The sequence below is a fragment of the Aliivibrio sifiae genome, from assembly GCF_002954705.1.
Lineage (GTDB): Bacteria > Pseudomonadota > Gammaproteobacteria > Enterobacterales > Vibrionaceae > Aliivibrio > Aliivibrio sifiae_A.
This window is the reverse complement of record NZ_MSCO01000002.1, coordinates 1,177,206-1,194,065: the sequence shown is the minus strand read 5'-3', so window position 1 is coordinate 1,194,065 and position 16,860 is coordinate 1,177,206. Positions and strand designations below refer to the sequence as shown.

Here is a 16,860-nt window from a genome sequence, read left to right as displayed (position 1 = left end):
AAATATGAAATTCTATTTTTGGTGTATTTCTTCGTAATATTTCACGACACGTAACACTTCACTGACACTCCACGCCTGAGCGAAACATCCACGAGATTGGTTTGGTTTATACCCATCATAAATCTCGGCAAGTTGACCAATACAACCTTCATATAGGCCATCTTGGTTATGCTCAATAAACTGCTCCACAATACGAACTAAGTCTTTATCTTGTGGGAATTGACGTAAGATCCCCATTAAAAATTGACCAATCATAAAGCCCCAAACGGTGCCTTGGTGGTAGGCCATGTCTCGGTCAAAATGCGAGCCTGTACACACGGCTTTAAATTCAGGATCACTCATTGCAAGCGAGCGTAAACCCAATGGTGAATATAGCTCTTTATAAATGGTAAGAATGACCGAACGTGCTCTTTCTTGACTTAATATTGGGAAAGGAAGGCCAACGGCATAAGCTTGATTTGGGCGAATTTGTTGGTTTACTTCACCTTCTTTAATCCAATCATTTAAATAACCAGTTTTGTTGTAAAACTCATCGTTAAAGGTGGTTTTTACTTGCTCTACCAGTGCAGGTAATTCTGGCATTGGTTTGTTCAGTTTTTGATTAAAGAAATCAAGAATAGATAATGCATTAAACCAAAGGGCGTTAATTTCTACTGCACAACCGTGCCTTGGTGTTGGTACGATATCGCCGTAACGAATGTCCATCCAAGTCAGCTGATCAAAACCGCTGCCGCCGCTGATCAAGCCGTTATCAAGCATTTTAATGTCAAAGTCAGTACCGTTACGGTAATGCTGATAAATGTTAGTCATGCACTCGTATGCTTCATCACGGATAAATTCTAGATCGCCGCTTGCTTGGTAATATTCATATAAGCTAACAATGAAGAGTAGCGAGGCATCAATGGTGTTATACATTGGCTCAACCCCAGCTTCAGGGAAAAGGTTAGGCAGTACACCACGACGTTCGTAACGGATAAAAGTACGGAAGATCTGTCTTGCGTCTTCAAACTGGTTGGTCGATAAATTACAACCCCATAATGCAATCATGGTGTCACGGCCCCAATCGGCAAAGAATGGGTAGCCCGCAATGATGGATTTGGATTCGGTAGAGTCACGATCTACCACAAACTGCTCACTGGCACGAACTAGTTGCTGTCCAAAAATACTGTGTAGTTTCGAGTGTTCAATGTAGGTTTGTTGGCGTTCAATTTCAGCGTTGATCATGTCATCGACAGATTGCATCTCTAGAGAAATGGCGCGTTTTTCTTCTGCTTCAAAAATAATATAAAACTGTTCACTTGTTTCAGTACCAACAAAAGCCATAGTGTGAAGTGCCATTTGTGCATCTGTCGCAGGGCGACCATCGCGAGCATCATAAGAGAAGTAAAGACCAGACTCATAGCGAGGGGTATCTAATGCTGAATCAGCACCATTGTGACGATAAGTGAGAGCTTGACCGTTACTGCTGATTTTACCTTCTTGATGCGTAAATTCTTGCTGTCTTGATAGGTTCTGTCCTTTTGCACAGAAGTGGTATTTTGGTGTTACATTCAACGTAAATGCTTGTTTCAATGGATTGAATATTTGATATTTAACCGCAAGACGGTTTACCCCTTGAGCCATCACAATCGTTTTGGTGATTTCAATACCACGGATACGATAAGTAAATTCTGGAAGATGGGTTTGAGTGAAATTATCAAACAGCAGTGTTGAGTCCACAGTATCATACGGATTTACATTGGCTTGCGAAGAGAGTGGGTGAGCTTCGCCACTCGGTAACGTAATACGGTCATCTAAATGACGAATAAAATTAAAGCGATTGTTTGGTGCAACCAGGCTTGCCATAAACAGCGCATGATCACTTCGACTGCAAGAGCCTGCAAGGGTAAGAGAAGAATAACCACCTAATCCATTCGTTAGCAGGTAGTTCGATTCTTCAAGGCGATCCATATCGCGAAAATTTGCTTTAGAAAGAGAGATTTTCATGTGAACCTTACAATTAAATATCAAATGTTATCCCGTGTTTAGTTTATCTACTCTGTAGGTGTTAAATTAACAAGGGAGTTTATAGTTAGCTTTTAATTTCGTTATAAACGAGTAACAGTTTTTGTACTTCACCTTGGGTGTACGCGAGATCTTGGCTCTCTTCGTATCCCCAAAGTGATGTAATTTGGACGTCATCTTTAGTCGGTGTTACTTTGAATGCCGCAATGCGTTCTTGCTCATTATCAGAAATGAAAAACAGATAAGGCTGAGGCTGTGTAAGCAGTGCGTTGTATTGAGAAGGCGTGGTATATACGGCATTCACGGCTTTTACGTTTTGAGTGCCATAAAAGCGCTGGGCTTCGGCTAATACAGGTAATGCCATTTCTTGCAGTTGTTCGTAACTGCTTTCTACATGAAACGAACCGCAATTACTTGGGATCTGGTCACGCAGTGCTTTGTATTGGGCATTAATGACTTCTAATGGCAGGGTTAAATAGTCATTTTCAAACTGTTGTGCTAACGCAAATAGCTCATCATTATTAACGCATTGCTTAAAATTTTGTTGCTGCTCTGTAAATGTTGAGTAGTCAAACGATGGCTTAGGAAGACTGCTGTAAGCAATGATAAAGCCGGTAATGAAAATAACGACAGCGACAGCAATATGAAGCATATAGTCGTGAATGCGTTGAAGTTGGCCGCGAAAATTCAAAATGTGACTCCTTTCTTTACGATGTGAATATGACCTATAAAGCACGGTTCATTGCCCTCAATGAGGTGAGGGCAATAACGTTGGCTGTGTTCTATTTCTTAAATTCAGCTGATTTGATTGAGTACTTGATGGATTCTTCCGTCTTAGTATCAAAGAAATGCAGCTTGGTATTGTCGATAACTAAGGTGATTTTTTCATCAATCTCAACATCTGGTTCGCCGGTGCCCAGTGTGCCTACAAACATGTTCATTGGTGCGGCATTAAAGAACACGTTGATCGCATCGCCTAAGTATTCGCTGTTAAGTGCGGTGACTTCAAAACAACAATCAGGGAATGCATCGCGGTATTTTTTGCCAGAACGAATGGCACTTGAACGAGCGCCTAATGTGACCGATTTTCCGTTGTAACCGGCGTTATTTAGAATTTCTTGATCACTTTCATTCAAGGTAATAGTAAAAGAGTGGCACATGAATTGGCCGCCTTCGTAGGTTCCTTCAATAAGGTTCATTGATGGCATTCCCATGAAAGTGGCAACAAAACAGTTTTTAGGGTTAGTAAATAACTCTTTTGGTGAGCCAATTTGCTGAACTTCACCCATCGACATTAATACGATGCGATCTGCCATGGTCATTGCTTCAACTTGATCATGGGTTACGTAAATGGTGATAGCGCCTTTGTCTCTGTGCATGCGAGATATTTCAGTACGAGTTGTGGTACGTAGTTTTGCATCCAAGTTACTTAGTGGTTCGTCCATCAAATACAATTTTGGGGTACGAACCATAGCGCGGCCTAATGCCACACGCTGACGTTGTCCACCAGATAGCTCTTTAGGTTTTCGCTCAAGATATTCCGTTAAGAATAGGTCTTCTGAGATGTTATCAACTGAGCTTTTAATGTCATCACTTGGGTAATTACGCAACTTTAAGCCGTAGCCAATGTTGTCACGAACCGACATGTGTGGATAAAGCGCATAGCTTTGGAATACCATCGCAATATCACGATCTTTTGAGCTAACATCGTTTACGACTTCGCCATCGATGATGAATTCGCCATCGGTAATGTCTTCTAGCCCTGCAATCATACGTAGCGTGGTGGATTTACCACAACCAGATGGGCCGACAAGAACAATGAATTCACCTTCTTCAATGTCTAGATTGAAATCACGTACCGAGCACGTATCAGAATTAGGGTATTTTTTATTGATGTTTCTTAATGAAATTTTGCTCATTAGCCTTTTACTCCACCAGACGTTAAGCCGCCCACGATATAATCTTGAAATTTATAGAAAACGATAACAGGCGGAATTGCTGCTAAGACCGCGCCTGCTGCGAATACGTTGTAGCTTGATTCTTTGATGTTATTGATAAGACCCATAAGGCCAACTGCCAGCGTTTTTGCTTCTGAATCCATACTTGCAATCAGGAACTTAGGCATGATGATGTCGCCAATTGGACCTAAGAAACAGAAGATAGCGATAACCATGATCATTGGTTTAACTAATGGCAGCAGTATCTCTTTGAAGATCTGCATTTGAGTTGCACCATCAATTTTTGCTGATTCATCTAATGCGCGAGGAATCGAATCGTAATAACCTTTCATTAAAATCGTATTCATTGTGATACCACCTGTTGTATAGATGAGGATCATAAAGATATACGTATAAAGTGTGGCATTGGCAGAACTGTAAATACCGATAGAGTTCGCAATCGCATACAGAGCAATTAAGCCACTGCCTGATGGGATAATTTGAATGATCAGTAATGACATTAATGCACTCTTACGTGATTGGTAGCGATAACGAGAGTAAACAAACCCCGAAATTGTCACGATAAACGTAGAGAGGATCATGGTGATTATCGACACTAAGAAGGTATTTCGATACCAGCTTAAATAAGGCGTATCATTAAAAAGTTGAACAAAGTTCTCCGTTAAACTGAAATTTTCAGGGAAGAACGACGTAGAGTACAGTGAGTTACTGACGTTAAACGCACTCATTAATGTCACTAATATCGGGTATAGAATGATCACTGCCATCGAGATCAAAAACGCATAACAAAAAGCCACACCCATGTTCTTAGTGATGACATGACGATTAAAACGTTTCGCTTTGATTTGGCGTGCTAAAGGGATTGCTTTGTCCATTACATCACTTCCTCATTTTTAAAGGCACCCGCTTTCAACCATGAATACAAGACCACGGCACCAACAACAGTACTGGTGATTAAGGTATATACCGCCGCTTCGTTGTATTTAGCATCCATCATTAAGCGGAAACCAAGAGATGAAATCGTATCGAGTGGTTTGTAGATTGAGCCCACCGTTTGAACTGTTGCTTCACCTAACATGTAAACGATGGTGACGTTATTAAAATTGAAGGTAAATTGAGTAATAAATACCGGAGCAACACTTATTAATATCAAGGGTAGAGTGATGTCGAAGAAGTTGGTCCATGCATTACCACCATCGATGGCACTCGCTTCATATAAGTCATCGGGGATAGTTTGTAATACGCCTGTCACCAAGATAAATACGTAAGGGAAGCCTAACCATGCTTGAATTAAGATGATGGTGATTTTGGCGTAATCTGCGTTTAGGAAGAAGCCAATAGCTGTGCTTACATCGTATTCGTTACCTGTGAAAAACGGGATAACCATGGTGTTCATTCCACCAATCTTTGAGAAGAAAAGTTGGAAAACAAGAATAGTTAAAAAAGCAGGAACTGCCCAAGGTAAAATATACACAGTACGGAAGAATTTTTTCCCTCTGATGTGTTTATTATTAGCGACAACGGCAAGAACTGTACCTAGAACAATCGTCAGGGCAGAAGCACAGAAAGTCCAAGTTAATGTCCAAGATAAGGTTTCTTGGAATGCAGCAGCAGTACGTTCGTTAGTAAATAAACGCTCAAAGTTGGTGAAGCCTTTCCACTCAATAAGAAACGCTGGTGGTAAAACAGGGCGTTTGAAGTTAGTAAAGGCCACGACAATGGAAACGATCGCAGGCAGTAGAGCAAACACAAACAGCAATATGAATTTAGGTGCGGTAATTAGATTAGGTACGATTTCGTGTGATAATCCGCGTACTTTCTCAGTAAAGGTAATTGCAAAACCAGATTCATCTATTTGTCGTTTTACGTCTTTTGCATCGCGAGCAAAAGCGTAATGCAATGCGAAAAAGACTAAGATCATCATTGCGCCAACGGTTGAACCTACCATGATAAGGAAAGAATCATCGACAAAGCGTTCTGCGCCAATAGTGATTTTTCCATTCGGTTGTTCGACAGCTAAAAGACGGAAGTTAGGAAGGGTGAATTGAATAAATACCAATATCTCTAAGGCTAATATAGAGAACCCAAATAAAGCCTCTCGCATTCGACGTAGTGCAAGGTGTCCACTACCTGGAATCAGCATAGAAAGCCAGAATACAAACTGTTGACTCATGTAAATAACCTACTTATTTATCTAGTTGTTGTGTAGATATGTCATGTCTTTGTATTGCACGATGCCGAATATTCTCGACATCGTGCAGATAAATTGAAATCGAATAAGAGGGGATTACATGTCTTCGATATCAATTTCGATAGTATCAACGGCTGCGTCTAGTACCGCTTTTACATCTTGACCTTGTGCGATTTGAGCAAGACCCGTTTTCATTGGTCCCCATACTTTCATGAACTCTGGAATGCTTGGCATAGGTTGGCCGATGTTTGTCGCATCAAAGATAGCTTTGTGTAGAGAGCCTTCTTTGTAATTAACAGATAAGCTAGGTGAAACTTCACGAGTGTCTGTATACCATTTGTTTGCATTTTCAGGCGTTGCTAGGAATTTAATAAACTCGCGTGCACCTTCTTGATTATCACTGTAACCATTTACGGTCATCCCTTTTGTGCCTGTTAGGGCTTTATATGGATGACTGCCATCCCAACTTGGAATTGGTGCAGCACCAACGTTGATACCTGCTTTTTCAATATCAGCAATAGCCCATGGTCCGTTGATAATTGCTTTTAACTTACCTTCCATGAAGTATTTCATCATGATGTCATAAGCCACGGTGTCATCTTGCATTAGTGTCCAATGGCTCACACCACTCTTATATAACCCTTGAGCCGCTAAGCCTGCTTTGATTGCGTCTGGTGTATTTAAACCAATGTCTTGTGGGTTATTGTCTTTGAAAATGTAGCCGCCATTAGACATAAATAGACCGCCAGTGAAGTAGAAATCAGTAAACTTCGCAGCCCACTCTGATGGTGGAATTTCTTTCAGTGTTTTTGGTGCTTCTTTTATCATGTCTTTGTTGTATAGAAACAATGTTGTATCTGTAGACATTGGAAGCATGTAGGTTTGACCGTTATAGGTTGATGCGTTGGTTGCTGCATCGGTATAACCGTTAACAGTGAAATTGGTTGGTGCAATTAAATGTTGATCCGCTAATTCACCAATTCGGTCATTTGGGATCATGAAAATATCAGCAATATTGCCTTTTTGAGTTGGCAGTGCAGCTAGTAAATCAAACATACTTGTTGCAGTTACTTCTACTTTAAAATCTTTGCCTTGGTTGAACTGTTCAGCCAGTTCGGTGAAGTAAGGTACGTAGCTTTTTTCTACACCGATAACAATGTTTTCTGCTGCCATTGCGGTATTGCTTAATAGTAGGGCGGCTGAAACGGCAAGCGATATTTTCTTAATCATTTTATTGCTCCTGAAAAGGGATAGAGTTTTAAACCGATAAAATCACGTTGGTATAATTTAATGGTATCAACAGCTTATATTTAGTATTAAGCGGTCTCTCTAGAGTGCTTCCTGCGATACATGTTGACCTGTTTATAAGGCTAACTTCATTGAGATAATCATAGGACTTTGGAGGTAGGTGGTGAAATGCAATTTATAAAGGCGAGCCATAGAAAAAATGCATATCACATAGATAAATGTTATCTACCGCAACGATATCCAAGGTATTCATGGTCTTTGATAAGTTAAAAATGTGAAGGCAATAACGGTCTGTAGGACGAGAGAGAAGAAAAGGAAAAAATGAGTAGGGTAAACAAAAGTAATCTTAGATCACAAGTTTAGGTAAGCTCATGACAAGAGGAGAAAAACGAGGGAGATTGAGTGGTGAGTTTACAATAAAAAAGGGTGACAATTATCTTCACCCTTTACGTTAATATAGTTTTTTGTGGGTTACACTTTTGCTTTAATTGCCTTGATAAGCACTGACGTATCCATTCGACCTAAACCTTGTTCTTGTAGGTTTTTGTATTCCTGATCGACTTCTTCTGTCAGTGGTAATTTAATACCATTTGCTTTTGCTTCATCTAAACAAATACCTAAATCTTTTCTCATCCAATCAATGGCAAAACCGAAGTCGAATTTATCTTGCGCCATAGTGCTTGCACGGTTCTCCATCTGCCATGAACCTGCGGCACCGTGTTTTAGTGTTTCAACGACTAGATCGATATCTAGGTTGGCTTTTTCAGCAAGAATAAGCGCTTCACTTAGACCTTTTAATACGCCAGCGATGCAGATTTGGTTCGCCATTTTACAGCGTTGACCTTGGCCATTTTCACCAAGAAGGGTAATCGCTTTTGCAAAACTTTGAATCACAGGTTTTGCTGTATTGAATGCTTCTTCATTGCCGCCACACATTACGGTTAATACACCGTTTTCAGCACCAGCTTGACCACCAGAAACGGGCGCATCAATAAATTGGTTACCTTGTGCTTCACACGCTTTCGCCAGTTCAACCGCTAGAGTGGCTGATGTGGTGGTGTTATCAACTAAAATAGCGCCTGGTTTTAGGCCTGCAAGTACGCCATTTTCACCATAAATCACACTGCGAACATCGTCATCATTACCCACACAAACAAATACGATGTCTGATTTTTCAGCGGCTTCACGTGGCGTTGATGCAGATTGGCCTTGGTATTCCGCAGCCCATTGTTTTGCTTTTTCTTCAGTGCGGTTATATACCGTTGTTGAGAAACCTGCTGTTTGCAGGTGACGAGCCATTGGGTAGCCCATTACGCCTAAGCCAATGAAGCTAACATTAGTGATTTCCATGTCGTTCCTTATTATGTGTTGATACTACTCTCGATAAGTATTAGGAATTAAAACACAGCTTGTAACCATTTGACATAGGTCAAGATTGAGATTTCATACAATATGATTAGTACTTATCGAGTAAGTCTGTATCAAATTCATCAAGATCAAGCGTAAGCTTCATCTCTGCGGCTTGTTCATATACTTCATTTAAGCTTTTTTGAACCGCGGTAATGGTAAGCGTGTTGTTATCTAAGGTGAATACTTGTTGTTGGGTGGTGTAGTAGAAAGCGAGGACCAACAGTGAATCATGATCATTTCTTGCCGCTTTTTCTTTAATTTTTATCAGCTTACGATAAATACGATTATGGACTTGTTTTAATTTCCATACGTACATTATCTCATCAAAATAGGGATGGCTTTTGACTTTATTCATGATAAAAGAGCTTGCTATGACAGCTAAGATAACACCAAGAACATTCAGGTGAAAATTGCCAGTAGAACCTGATTCAGTAATGCCTTCTGAGCCAAATAACGCAATAAGAATCGAACCAAATAAAATGGCTAATACGGCAAGGCAGCCTACAAAACCTACCATGACCAAGTTAGTTTTTTTACGATACGTGTCTTTGTCTATAGTTAAGATCTTCATGGTACCTCTTCTCGATTAAAGTAAGTAGAAGACGAAGTGTAGTGCAAAACGAAATGAAATTGGAATTAAGAAAGAGTAACCGTTAGTGTCATCAAAGTTTTATCAAGAAATAGATGATGTTAAAGACAAAAAGCCATATCAAATTGAGTGATATGGCTTTGTTAGTATTGCGTATTATTTTTTGAGGTGCTTAATCTTTAGAAGATAAATTGATATTAATAACCAGTACTTACTGCCATGCCTAGAATTACAACTAGAAATGCCATTACCGCCCAAGACGCTAATGCTGCACTTAATGGGATAACCTAGTATGGAATGTACTGTGTAAATTGGCTTCATTAGAAAAGAAAATAGTAGGCTTGTTGCAAATTATTTGCAAAAAGCCTAACTCAAGCGCTGTTGAAATTGTTGTTTGTGTCATTGACGATATCTGCTTTTCAATTAAGCGCCTATTTGTTGCTTCCAGAGCTTGGCATAAAGTCCGTCTTTCTCGAGCAGTTCATTGTGACTTCCGCTTTCACATACTTGGCCTTTATCAAGGACAATAATATTATCAGCATGACGAATGGTGTTAAGGCGGTGTGCAATACTAATTACGGTGCGATCTCGACAGATTTCTTCCATATTACTCATGATGGCAGCTTCAGAGTGATAGTCGAGAGCAGAAGTTGCTTCATCAAGTAACAAAATTTTAGGGTTTACCAATAAGGCTCTTGTTAATGCAATACGTTGACGTTGACCACCTGACAGAGAAGCGCCTTTCTCACCAACTGGTTGATTAAAACCGTGAGGAAGCTCTTTAATGAATTCTAGAGCACCGGCAAGTTGTGCAGCGTAACGAACGTCCTCGTCAGAAGCTTGTGGTTTACTTAGCCGAATGTTGTCAGCTACGCTTCCCGAGAAAAGAATACTTTCTTGTAAAACAACGCTCATATTGCGACGTAGAGAGGTAGGATCGGCTATAGCAAGGTCCATTCCATCTACTAATACTTGACCATGTTGAGGTACATACAGGCGTTGCAGCAGGCGGGTGAGCGTACTTTTCCCTGAGCCGGATGGCCCTGTAATACCAATAAATTGACCTGGTTTAATCTTGAGTGATAGATTGGTTAACACTTCCGGAGTATCTTCATGGTAACGGAAACGAATGTTGCTAAATTCTATGCCACCATCGAGTTCTGGGACGGAAGCCAATCCTTGTTTACTGTTTTCTTTTGGCTCGTCAAGGATATCACCCACTCGCTTCAAGGCGATGAGAGTATGTTGAAAATCTTGCCAAACTTGAGCCAGTCGAAGAACGGGCTGAGTTACATGACCTGCTAACATATTGAAAGCGACCAATTGTCCTGGTGTTAATTCTCCATTTAGTACTGCGGTGACTCCCCACCACAGCAGTAATGCCGCTGTGATTTTTTGGATAAGAGCGATGCTTTGCCCTGCAATTAATCCTGTTTTTTTAGCTTCAAAACTGCGGTTTAGTTGCTGGCTGAGTATACGTTGCCATTGATGTAAGAATCGATGTTCAGTTGCTGTAGTTTTGATTGTTTCAATGCCAGTCACCGCTTCGGTTAGAAAGGTTGTGGCGTTTGCATCTGATTCGTATTCTGACTCTACTTTCTTTCTTATTAAGGGGCCAGCGATAAGCCAAAATAAGAAATAGATGACTAATGAGCCTATAACTAACCAAGTCAGGGGGCTGGCATAATGAAACATGACGGCGATAAAAACCGTCACAAAAATCAAATCGAGTAATAGCATTAACGTTGAACCAGTCAAGAACTGACGGATCTGTGCCATTTCACGAACTCGCGCAATTATTTGCCCTGTTTGTCGCTGTTTAAAGTAAGTGAGCGGTAGGCCGACTAAGTGACGATAAAGCCGCCCTGATAATTCGGCATTAACTTGACTAGCAAGATGGCCAAAAACGGTATTGCGTAAGTAGCTGTATGCAGGCTCCGCGATGGCTAATGCGAGCATGGCGATTGCAAGTACATGCAAGCTGGATAGGCTTCGTCCTACCAGTACTTTGTCGATGACATTCTCAAATAGTATTGGGCTTACTAATGCGAATATTTGAAGTGCAATGGCATAGAAGAACACATCACGTATTTGACTCTTTTGTCGCCAGATAGATGGAGTAAACCAACTAAGACCAAATTTGACTTCTTTGTAGCTTAGTCTTTCATCGACTACTAGAATCACTTTATAAGTCGATAAGTGGTTATTCGAACTGACTTCTTTAGGTTGTTCTGATTGAGTGGCTGGATCGTATAAAAAAGAAGAACCATCGGTTGTTTTGGTGAGTACCTTCCAACCACTGTCGATTTCAATGAGAAGAGGTAAAGGAAGCGTGTTTAGGTCGCTTACTTGTACCTTTGTTACCTGACTTTTTAAGCCAATGTGTTCTGCTGCTTCTCTTATTTCCATATCACTTAAATTGGCATGATTTACACCTAATGCATGTTTAAGCTGTGTACTTGTCGACTTTTTGTGAAAATGGTTGCCAGCATAAACAACGGCTTCGATTCCGTAGTTATCTAGAGCGACAGAAGCGTCGTTTGTTGTTGGTGATATTGTATCCATACTTATCTCTCTCTTAGCGATTCAGCTTGGTATTCACGTATCGGACTAAGTAAATAGTCGATAATGCGACGTTTGTCTGTTTTTATTTCGGCAACGACGGACATACCTGGTGTTAGTTCAACGTGCTGGCCATTAATTGATATATTATTATTTTTGAGTTTAACTTGGGCTGGAAAAACGAGCCCTAAGCGTTCATCTGTAGTTGAATCACGAGAAATACTTAACAGTTCGGCTTCGATAGTACCGTAGCGGGTATACGGAAACGCATCTACTTTGATCATCACTGACTGTCCAGGATAAACAAACCCTATGTCTTTATTAAGAATTTGTATTTCGGCTTGCTGTACGACATTCTCTGGTACAATAATCATTAAGTTTTGTGCGGGTTGAAGCACTGCTCCTAGCGTGTAAATACTGAGCTGTTGAACCGTACCATCAACAGGGGAACGGATGATCTCTAATTGTTCACGCTCACGAATCTTAGACAGTTCTTGATCTAATCCTACTAATTGCAATTTCGCTTGTTTTTGTTTTTCGAGCCATTCTTTTTGCTTTTGTGCTGTGAAATTGGTTCGTCTTTCCTCGAGGCTGTAATATTGTGATTTTAAAATTTTTAATTCTGCTCGTTGTTGAGAAACTTGACGCTCTGTTTCTAATAGTTCTTTTTCCTGTTCTAGATATTCGACTTGTCCAATGACTTTATTTTGACTTAGTGTTTTTCGTGCTGCGAGTCTCTTATTAATGTTTTTTTTCAATTTAATTAAGGCGTTGATATCACTTTGGCGAGCGTCCTGTGATGTTGTGTTTACCTGCATTTCAGCGTTGATGCTGGAAAGGTTTGACTCATATTCGCGCTTTTCGCTGAAATGGTTTTCCTTGATTAACGTTCGCTGTTCCTCTGGCAATGTTATAAACATGAGGTCTTGAGATAGGGGCTGGTCGTTGTTTAACGTTCGATATTGGATGAGCTCATTCGTTTGAAATTCTGATTGAGTGATCAAACGCATAATATCTTGATTAATGCCTAAGGTATCAAGCGTAAGAAGTGGTTCGTTTTTTTTAACACGTTGACCGTCTTTAACGTGGATGATGAGAACTCGACTTTGTTCATAAGACTGAATGACTTGTGAGCGACCATGGACAACGAAGCGACCCGTCGCCGTCGCTTGGACGTCCAGTTTTCCCCAATAAGCCCAAAGTAATATAACAATGACACCTGTGCTGAGAGTGATGGCTGTTATACGAGCAAACGGTGATGGTGGGCGACGTGATAAAGCGAGATGTGCGGGCAAAAATTCGTAATGGCTTTCTGTTGTTTTGTTTGTTTTAAACCTATTCAATAATCGTATAACTATGTTGTTCATGAGGTTAATTCTTCTTTTTTGAGTTCTTGTTGAAGCTGCCATAATTGTTTGTATTGTTTATCCAATTTTAATAATTGTTGGTGGGAACCTTGCTCGACGATACTCCCTTGGTGAAGAACGATAATTCGATCGCAATCTCGTACTGTGGATAATCGATGAGCGATAGTGATAACCGTGCGGCCCTTAGCAATTTTTGCCATATTAGATTGAATCAATGTCTGTGACTCATCATCAAGAGCGCTAGTCGCTTCATCTAAAATAATAATTTTTGGGTCTAAAAGGAGTGTTCGTGCAATCGCTATTCGCTGCCTTTGCCCACCAGAAAGAGACAGCCCACCTTCTGCCAATATCGTGTCGTAGCCTATTGGTAGTTTCATAATAAACTCGTGGGCTCCTGAAAGTTTTGCGGCTTCAATCACCTCCTCTAAACTAGCTTCAGGTTTTGATTGAGCAAGGTTCTCGCAAACACTTTTGTTAAATAAGTAGTTTTCTTGTAGTACGATGCCGATTTGTTGTCGTAGCTGTTGAATGCTGATTTGGTTTAGTGGGGTGTTATCTACGGTTATCACCCCTTTTTCTGGGCTGTATAGTCGCAATAGTAATCGAGCTAAGGTGCTTTTTCCTGATCCTGATGTTCCCACGACTCCCAGAGTTTCACCTGCTTGGATATTCAGTGATAAGTCATTGAGGGTAGGGGGAGTATCCGGTTGGTAGCGAAATAAAATGTTTTTGAACGAGATAGCTCCTTGGATGGTCACCATATCTTCACCAGTATGTTGCTCTACAGGCAGATTGAGCATATCTCCTAATTTTTCTAGTGCTACACGGGTTTGAATGAACTGACCCCACAGCTCAACCATGCGTGATAAAGGTTGAGCGATGTGGTTCGTCATCATATTAAATGCGATTAATTGGCCGATAGTCATCTCTAATGACAGCACTTCTGTGGAACCCCACCATAGAATACAGACGCTCGTCACTTTTTGTATTAACTGAACTACATGACTTGAACGATTGCTGAGTTGTTGAACAACGTATCCAGTAGAAACCATATTTTTTGTCTGATCATCCCAGCGACGAGTGAATGTGGGCTCTACGGCTAAGCTTTTAAGAGTTTCACTGCCAGCAACGGTCTCAGTTAGAAATGAGGTATTTGCAGCTGCGTGTGTAAATTGCTTCTCTATCGCCGATTGCATTCGGGGAGTTAGCCACCAAGCGAGTAATGGATAAAGGGGAATAGTTGCGATAAAGAGCAAAGTTAAGGGGGCCGAAAGTAAACTCATTACGTAAATAAATACAAATATAAACAAAAACTCAACCGTTAAAGTAAGCATTGAGCCAGTTAAAAATTCTCGGACTGTATCTAATTCACGAACCCGCGTGACGATGGCTCCCACTTGACGTGTTTTGAAAAACATTAGTGGAAGACCAAGTAAATGTTTTACCAGTTTTAGTCCAAGCTGAATATCAATACGATTGGCAGTATGCGTATATTGATATTCACGTAAACCGCGTAGTATTACCTCTACAATGCTCGTCACAACAAGTCCAAAAACGAGAACGTCAAGAGTTGACCAAGCCTGATGTACAAGCACTTTATCCATTACAACTTGGAAAAAGAGAGGAGAAATTAAGGCGAGAATCTGCAACACAAACGAAAATAATAAAATTTCACATAGTATTTTCTTGTGTTGTAGAAATTCAGGAATAAACCAAGTTATATCAAAACGAGACTGAGATTGTTTTATTTCAATCCATTTTTTATTCCAAATTGAACCTAGTTGATTGTAGGTGACGATTTCCGGAGCTTCTTTATTCGGTTTTTGTATTAAACATTGATCTTTATTTGCTTTTGCTAGAATGAATGGAGACCCTTGAATATCAAATAAAATTGATGGTGTTTTTACTTTATCTATTTCTTTGAATGTAGATTGTTTTATGGATATTCTAACCTTATTTTCTTTTTGTATTATGCCTAGCTCATCTTCGAAGGTGTTTGCTTTATCTATATTAGTGCTATCTTTATATTTCTTTCTATTTCCACTAATAATACTCAAGCAAAGCTGTATGCATTTCAGCGTTAAGCTTTCATTTTTTGTCATGGTTATATTTCTTAGCCAATATTACACAGTATTTTTTAAAGTTCAGAATGCTATCACTGCTTGTTATAACGTTCAACTACGAATTAACATTAATTTTGATTACAAATATATTAATAATTATTTTTGATTGTTTGTTTTATTTGATTGTTTTTATGATAACTAGCTTTAATTAAAACTAAATAAGATTAATTAATAGAAAATAAGGCTATTTAAGTAAAATTAAGTCTTTTTATGTCTGGTTATTGGTGTTTAATTGTTATTAAGTATAATTAACTCAATGGTTTAATTATTTATATGCCTGATGAGGTCATGGTTATTAATAAATTAAATGTTTACGTTATTTTTATATAAAACTAATGTTGATAGTTTTATTTTTAGAATGTAGACTCCTAAAAGTAAGACAGTTAGTAGAACAAAAAATAAAACTGTAAATAGATTAGTGAATAAAAGTAGCAAACAGAACACACAAGCAATAAAAATATAATTAAAGTATTAGCTCTAATATTGAGCCCTTTTTTGTTGGGATTGTTTCTCTTTCTGGAAATAGTGCCTACTCTCTCTAATATAAAAAAGTCGAGGAATTTATGACAGAGAAATTTGTTCAAACAGTATCTAGTGTTAATTACAATAAAGGTGTTTTTTCTCTTTATTTCGTAGGTCAAGATCAAAAAAATATGGCTAGCGGTGTAATGGCTGAAAATGATGATGACCTTGAACTTAAACAAGTGGTTCATATGCCAGCTTCTGGTTTCATGTATCTGGTTTCAATGGTTAAAAACATGCTCGAAGACCCTCGCATGTCAGCTGAATTTGATAAGCTAGTTGCTGCAGGTTTTTTATCTTCAGGTGAGTCTAGTGTTGACCAGGTTGAAGAAGTACAAACAGAAGAAAAACCTGCGCCAAAGAAGAGAGCTTCTAAAGCTAATAAATAGCTGTATTCGGTGAGATAGAGCATATGTCTATTACGCATCAATCAGCAAATCTTACCTTAGCGCAAATTCAAAAATTGATTGGTGGGGTGATGCTGTTAAGTCAGCACTCGCCTCTTCATCGTAGATACGTTGTTGCTGAATGGCAGCAACGTATTATGCCTGCGTTTGAGCTAAACCAGTTTTGCTATTACGAAGATGAACAAGGTCGCCCAATTGCATTTTGTAATTGGGCGTTTTTGTCTGAGCAGAGTCGAGATGCATTGCTATCAGGGGCTCGAGAAATTTCTTTATCCGACTGGCGGTCCGGTCAGCATATTTATATTCCAGAGATGATTGCGCCATTCGGGCATGGTCGAGAGGTCGTAAATGACCTTCGACGGCGTGTATTCCTTCCGTGGAAGGGGCAGAAAGTTTGCACTGTCCGTGGCAAGGTCGATGTTCAAAATGATCGCTGTATCAGAAAAATACAGTGGTTTTCTATTTAAACAATAAAAAGA

13 protein-coding genes are annotated in these 16,860 nt (G+C 39.7%); 2 read left to right on the top strand and 11 right to left on the bottom strand.

Annotation, left to right across the window (positions count from 1 at the left end):
- Positions 1 to 12: 12 nt before the first annotated feature.
- The 11 genes from BTO22_RS16270 to BTO22_RS16220 form a co-directional block, all read right to left on the bottom strand.
- Complete coding sequence (locus BTO22_RS16270) at positions 13 to 1,986, bottom strand: amylo-alpha-1,6-glucosidase (RefSeq protein WP_105056372.1); 1,974 nt, start codon at positions 1,984 to 1,986, stop codon at positions 13 to 15.
- An 85-nt stretch (positions 1,987 to 2,071) separates the two neighbouring features.
- A complete protein-coding gene (locus BTO22_RS16265; protein WP_181044673.1) occupies positions 2,072 to 2,695 on the bottom strand; it encodes a hypothetical protein in 624 nt (207 codons plus the stop codon).
- Positions 2,696 to 2,786: 91 nt separating this feature from the next.
- Positions 2,787 to 3,923, bottom strand: coding sequence for an ABC transporter ATP-binding protein (locus BTO22_RS16260; protein WP_061029779.1), 1,137 nt, complete (start codon positions 3,921 to 3,923; stop codon positions 2,787 to 2,789).
- A complete protein-coding gene (locus tag BTO22_RS16255) occupies positions 3,923 to 4,837 on the bottom strand; it encodes a sugar ABC transporter permease (RefSeq protein WP_061003489.1) in 915 nt (304 codons plus the stop codon). The genes BTO22_RS16260 and BTO22_RS16255 overlap by 1 nt, the downstream gene beginning before the upstream one ends.
- On the bottom strand, positions 4,837 to 6,135 hold the full coding sequence (locus tag BTO22_RS16250; RefSeq protein WP_061003491.1) for an ABC transporter permease subunit: 1,299 nt from the start codon (positions 6,133 to 6,135) through the stop codon (positions 4,837 to 4,839). The genes BTO22_RS16255 and BTO22_RS16250 overlap by 1 nt, the downstream gene beginning before the upstream one ends.
- 114 nt (positions 6,136 to 6,249) lie before the next feature.
- Positions 6,250 to 7,383 carry a sugar ABC transporter substrate-binding protein gene (locus BTO22_RS16245; protein ID WP_061003494.1) on the bottom strand — a complete coding sequence of 378 codons (1,134 nt, stop codon included), beginning with the start codon at positions 7,381 to 7,383 and terminating at the stop codon, positions 6,250 to 6,252.
- A 489-nt stretch (positions 7,384 to 7,872) separates the two neighbouring features.
- Positions 7,873 to 8,751, bottom strand: a complete 879-nt coding sequence (locus tag BTO22_RS16240) for an NAD(P)-dependent oxidoreductase (protein ID WP_105056371.1) — start codon at positions 8,749 to 8,751, stop codon at positions 7,873 to 7,875.
- Positions 8,752 to 8,857: 106 nt separating this feature from the next.
- Positions 8,858 to 9,382 carry a DUF3087 domain-containing protein gene (locus BTO22_RS16235; protein ID WP_105056370.1) on the bottom strand — a complete coding sequence of 175 codons (525 nt, stop codon included), beginning with the start codon at positions 9,380 to 9,382 and terminating at the stop codon, positions 8,858 to 8,860.
- Between the two features lie 441 nt (positions 9,383 to 9,823).
- Positions 9,824 to 11,965, bottom strand: a complete 2,142-nt coding sequence (locus BTO22_RS16230) for a type I secretion system permease/ATPase (RefSeq protein ID WP_105056369.1) — start codon at positions 11,963 to 11,965, stop codon at positions 9,824 to 9,826.
- A gap of 2 nt (positions 11,966 to 11,967) precedes the next feature.
- Positions 11,968 to 13,329, bottom strand: coding sequence for an HlyD family type I secretion periplasmic adaptor subunit (locus BTO22_RS16225; RefSeq protein WP_258132643.1), 1,362 nt, complete (start codon positions 13,327 to 13,329; stop codon positions 11,968 to 11,970).
- Complete coding sequence (locus tag BTO22_RS16220; RefSeq protein ID WP_105056367.1) at positions 13,326 to 15,431, bottom strand: peptidase domain-containing ABC transporter; 2,106 nt, start codon at positions 15,429 to 15,431, stop codon at positions 13,326 to 13,328. Before BTO22_RS16220 ends, BTO22_RS16225 begins: the two co-directional genes overlap by 4 nt.
- 584 nt (positions 15,432 to 16,015) lie before the next feature.
- Between BTO22_RS16220 and rtxH the strand changes: the two genes are divergently transcribed.
- Positions 16,016 to 16,363, top strand: a complete 348-nt coding sequence (gene rtxH / locus BTO22_RS16215) for a protein RtxH (RefSeq protein ID WP_105056366.1) — start codon at positions 16,016 to 16,018, stop codon at positions 16,361 to 16,363.
- A gap of 23 nt (positions 16,364 to 16,386) precedes the next feature.
- On the top strand, positions 16,387 to 16,848 hold the full coding sequence (gene rtxC, locus BTO22_RS16210; RefSeq protein WP_105056365.1) for an RTX toxin-activating lysine-acyltransferase RtxC: 462 nt from the start codon (positions 16,387 to 16,389) through the stop codon (positions 16,846 to 16,848).
- Positions 16,849 to 16,860: the final 12 nt, after the last annotated feature.

Bases quoted from the DNA above. Each gene is read 5' to 3' on its own strand.
- BTO22_RS16270 (WP_105056372.1), bottom strand. From the start codon at position 1,986: ATGAAAATCTCTCTTTCTAAAGCAAATTTTCGCGATATGGATCGCCTT.
- BTO22_RS16260 (WP_061029779.1), bottom strand. From the start codon at position 3,923: ATGAGCAAAATTTCATTAAGAAACATCAATAAAAAATACCCTAATTCT.
- BTO22_RS16255 (WP_061003489.1), bottom strand. From the start codon at position 4,837: ATGGACAAAGCAATCCCTTTAGCACGCCAAATCAAAGCGAAACGTTTT.
- BTO22_RS16250 (WP_061003491.1), bottom strand. From the start codon at position 6,135: ATGAGTCAACAGTTTGTATTCTGGCTTTCTATGCTGATTCCAGGTAGT.
- BTO22_RS16245 (WP_061003494.1), bottom strand. From the start codon at position 7,383: ATGATTAAGAAAATATCGCTTGCCGTTTCAGCCGCCCTACTATTAAGC.
- BTO22_RS16240 (WP_105056371.1), bottom strand. From the start codon at position 8,751: ATGGAAATCACTAATGTTAGCTTCATTGGCTTAGGCGTAATGGGCTAC.
- BTO22_RS16235 (WP_105056370.1), bottom strand. From the start codon at position 9,382: ATGAAGATCTTAACTATAGACAAAGACACGTATCGTAAAAAAACTAAC.
- BTO22_RS16230 (WP_105056369.1), bottom strand. From the start codon at position 11,965: ATGGATACAATATCACCAACAACAAACGACGCTTCTGTCGCTCTAGAT.
- BTO22_RS16225 (WP_258132643.1), bottom strand. From the start codon at position 13,329: ATGAACAACATAGTTATACGATTATTGAATAGGTTTAAAACAAACAAA.
- BTO22_RS16220 (WP_105056367.1), bottom strand. From the start codon at position 15,431: ATGACAAAAAATGAAAGCTTAACGCTGAAATGCATACAGCTTTGCTTG.
- rtxH (WP_105056366.1), top strand. From the start codon at position 16,016: ATGACAGAGAAATTTGTTCAAACAGTATCTAGTGTTAATTACAATAAA.
- rtxC (WP_105056365.1), top strand. From the start codon at position 16,387: ATGTCTATTACGCATCAATCAGCAAATCTTACCTTAGCGCAAATTCAA.